The organism is Clavibacter tessellarius (assembly GCF_001618005.1).
Lineage (GTDB): Bacteria > Actinomycetota > Actinomycetes > Actinomycetales > Microbacteriaceae > Clavibacter > Clavibacter tessellarius_A.
In genome coordinates this window covers 1-3,659 of record NZ_LQXA01000052.1, presented here as the reverse complement: position 1 = coordinate 3,659, position 3,659 = coordinate 1, and the positions used below count along the sequence as shown (strand labels likewise).

The window sequence follows — 3,659 nt, the reverse complement described above, 5'->3', positions numbered from 1 at the left end:
GGGCGGCGGCGTCTCGGATGGGGCGCCCCCGACGGGATCCACCGCGAGGAGGTGCGCCGAGCCGGGTCCGTGCAGGTCGAGCACCGTGCGGCATGCCGCCGGCAGCGACTCCACGCGCGACGCGGACGCGAGCACGACGGGACGACCGCGGACGAGCAGGTGCACGGCGACGACGTCCTCGTCGGGATCCCGGCGCACGGGCGCGTCGCCGACTCGGGGGCCGTCGGCGGCGCGGGGACCGTCGGCGGTGTGGGGAAGGCGGTCGAGCCACGCCCACTCCGCGCCCGGCGGCCGCGCGTCGATGCGCAGGTCGTCCGGGGAGAGGGCGTGCACGAGCTGCACGACGGCGCCGCGCAGCACGGGGGCGACGAGGGCGGCGGGACCGCGGAGGCCGAGCCCGCCCGCGGACGACGCGAGCACGGGGGCGTCGGGGATCCAGCGGACGTGCTCCGCCCAGAGCGGCGGATCCGCGGGACCCGTCCGCGCGCCCGTCAGGGTGCACGGACGGGTGCCCCGGCGGCGGCGGGCCGCGAGGCCATCGGCGGCGCGCCCGGGCCGACGAGGAGACAGGGGCGCGGGCAGCACGGCGTCCGCCTCTCCGCGCCAGACGAGGCCGCTCGGCACGGCGCCGCATCCCACGACGAGCGGCGGCGCGGGGCCGTCGGCGCCCGGGGCCGCCCGCCACAGCAGGGCGGGGTTCGCCCGCCCGTCGAGGATGTCGCGGGCGGACGGCGCCCGGGAGAGGAGCGCCCGGCGCGCGGCGGAGAGGCGCGTCTCGACGTCCTCGCGCAGCCGCAGGAGGGCGACCTCGCGATCCCGGGCGGCCCGTCGCCGAGCGCGGCGCGCGGCGACGCGCTGGTCGGCCACGCCCGCGACGGCGACCACCGGGCCGAGCGCGGCGAACAGCAGGGCGTAGGGCGACCGGGTGATGGCCCACACCGCGACGCTGACGACGAGGGGGGCCGCCACGCCGAGCACGGGGAACGGGGGCGGCGGGGCGGGCGGCGGCGAGGGCGGCGGGGCGATGTCCACGCGGCCAGGGCACCACGGCGGAGCGACGCCGACGGACGCGGCGGCCGACGCCGTGGAGGGAAGCGCCGCCGCGCGGCTGGGGAGGGCGCGCCGGACGGGTGCCGGTCAGCTCTCCGGGCGCGCCCCTCCCGCACCGCGCGGCCCGCGACGCCCGCGCAGCCCCTGCAGCCCACGAGCCCCGCCCCGACCGGCCCGCCCGATCCGCAGCGACGCCGTCGACGCGAGCGCCCGCAGCCGCTGCCGCCGCGTGCGCCCCGCGTCCATGCGCGCGGCCAGCTCGTCCGCACGGCGCCACGCGGCATCGGCGAGCGGATCCAGCACCTCGCCGGGCGCGAAGACGGACTCGTCCGCGACCTCCGCGAGCCCGCGGGCGCCGCCGACGCCGGCCAGGCCCGCGATCTCGCGGCGCGTCGCCGGCACGCGCGGCACCAGTCCACGGTCGACCGCGCCATCGCGGAACTCGTCCCAGGCGCCCGCCACCCGGTCGCGCGCGGCCGGCGCGCGCCGCCGACGCCGTCGACGCCCGGCCTTGGCGCCCACGACCGCGAGGAACGGCGAGGCGGCGAGCCCCAGCGCGAGGAGCGACCAGCCCGCGACCCGTACGACGGCGAGCAGGGCCCGGAGCGTCGGATCCGCCTCGGGCCGGTCGTCGCGGCTCGCGTCGGGCGGGGTGCGGTCGTCGGGCTCGGCCTGCTCCTCGACGGGCGGGGGCAGGACGGTCTGCGGGCGGGCGACCTCGGTGGGCTCGTCGGGCAGGGCGTCGGGCACGTCGCGGACGGGCGGGTTCGGGTCCACCGCGACCCAGCCGGAGGACGCCGTGTCGACCTCGATCCAGGCCGTGACGTCTGATCCGGTCACCGCGACGGGCCCGCCCGCCGCGTCCCGCACGGCCGCCTCGCCGGGCGCGAAGCCCATGACGACGCGCACCGGGAAGCCGAGGTCGTCGGCGAGGAGCGCCGCCGCGACCGCGTACTGCTCCGCGTCCCCGAGCATCGGCCGCGCGGTGAGGAGGTCGGCGATGCGCTCCGCGGAGTGGCCCGAGCGGCTGAAGGGCGCGTCGCCCAGGCCGTGGCTCACGTAGCCGTCGGCGCGGAGGGCGGAGATCGCGGCGACGAGCTGCGCGCCCTGCGACGCGGACGTGCCGAGCCCGGCGTCCGCGCCGCCCGCGGTGCCGCCGTCGCGTGCGGCCGTGGAGACGTCGACGCGCGCGGCCACGGCATCCGGGACGCCCGTCGGCCTAGGCGCCACGGCGTCGCCCGGCCGCTCGTCGGCGAGCGCCTCGAGCGGCGGGGTCGCGGGGACGACCGCCTCGATGCGATACGCGTCGCCCTCCGCGAGCCCGCCGACGACGGCGCCCGTCGCGATCGCGTCGTCGTAGTAGAAGGAGTCGGCGAGGCGGCCGGAGCCGGGGCCGTCGAAGCCGATGCGCTCCAGGCGGCCCGCACCCGGCAGCCAGACGCCGCGGTAGGAGCCGATGACGACGTCGAGCGCGATGTCGTCGCCCGTCGCGCCCCGCTGGTCGAGCCGGTACGGCACGCGCGCGAAGGTGCCGGACGCCCGGCCGGTGCGGGACGCCTCCCCGCCGCGCGCGCCGCCGACCCCGTAGACGACGCCGTCGTACGTGTCGAGCGCTGCCAGCCGGATCCGCCCGCCCGCGGGCAGGCCGGACACCGTGAGCAGGGTCGCGTCGACCGCGGGCTCCTTCCAGTAGGTGCGGAAGGACGAGAGCGGGCTGATCTGGTCGCGCGGGTCGAAGGGCTGCTCGACGGCGGAGCGGAGGCCCGTGCGCGCGACCTCGGGCGGCAGGGCGTGCGCGGCGGCGACGCCCGCGACGAGCGCGACGCCGAGCACGGCGACGGCGGATGCGCCGGCGCGCGCGCCCGAGCGGCGGCGGTCCGCGGCCGACTCGAGGGGCACGCCGGATCCGCGTCCCAGGCGCTGCACCGCGCGGTGCCGACGGCGCCAGCGGCAGCGGGCGATCCAGAGCAGGGCCGTCGCGAGCCAGGCCAGCGCGACGGGGACGAGGAGGCCCGAGGCGTCGGGCGCGTCCGGGCCCTGGCTGCGGTCGGGGCCGAGGGCGGCGCCCACGACGAGGACGACGAGCGACGGGATCACCGCGAGCTCGGGCCGGCGGGAGCGCAGCGCGACGGTGGGGCCGATGACGGCGGCGAGCAGCAGGAGCGCGAAGGCGGGCACGAGGAGCGCCTGGTAGTCGCCGACCGGCAGCGCGATCGTCAGGAGCCGCACGATCCCGAGGGACGCGCCCTCCACGAGGTCCGCGAGCCCGCCGAGCGTGGGACGCCAGCCGTCGACGGCGCGCGTGGGCACCGCGAGCGGGACGCCGAGGAGGAGGAACAGCGCCACGACGATCCCCGCGACCACCGCGCTCCCCCAGCGCCGGCGCGCGCCCGCGACCGCGACGGCCGCGCCGACGGCGATCGTGATCGCGGCCATGCGCGGGAACGACGCGTCCTGGTGCACGGGCCAGAACGCCGCCGCGCCGAGGCCGGCGAGGAGGGCGAGCGCGAGCACGGGGACGAGGGTGCGGCCGGGGTCGCGGGAGCCGGCGGGGACGCGGGGGCGGCGGGATCCGGTGGCGCGCCCGGCGGCGCCGGCGCGCGCTCCGG

At 80.5% G+C, this 3,659-nt stretch carries 1 protein-coding gene and 1 pseudogene; both read right to left on the bottom strand.

Annotated elements, in window-relative coordinates; translation table 11 throughout:
• Nucleotides 1–1,032 (bottom strand): annotated as a pseudogene (locus AWH51_RS13845) (cell division protein FtsK); the annotation flags it as partial.
• A 105-nt stretch (nt 1,033–1,137) separates the two neighbouring features.
• Nucleotides 1,138–3,659, bottom strand: a 2,522-nt coding sequence (locus tag AWH51_RS13840) for a transglutaminaseTgpA domain-containing protein (RefSeq protein ID WP_063072649.1), incomplete at its 5' end; no start/stop codon positions are given.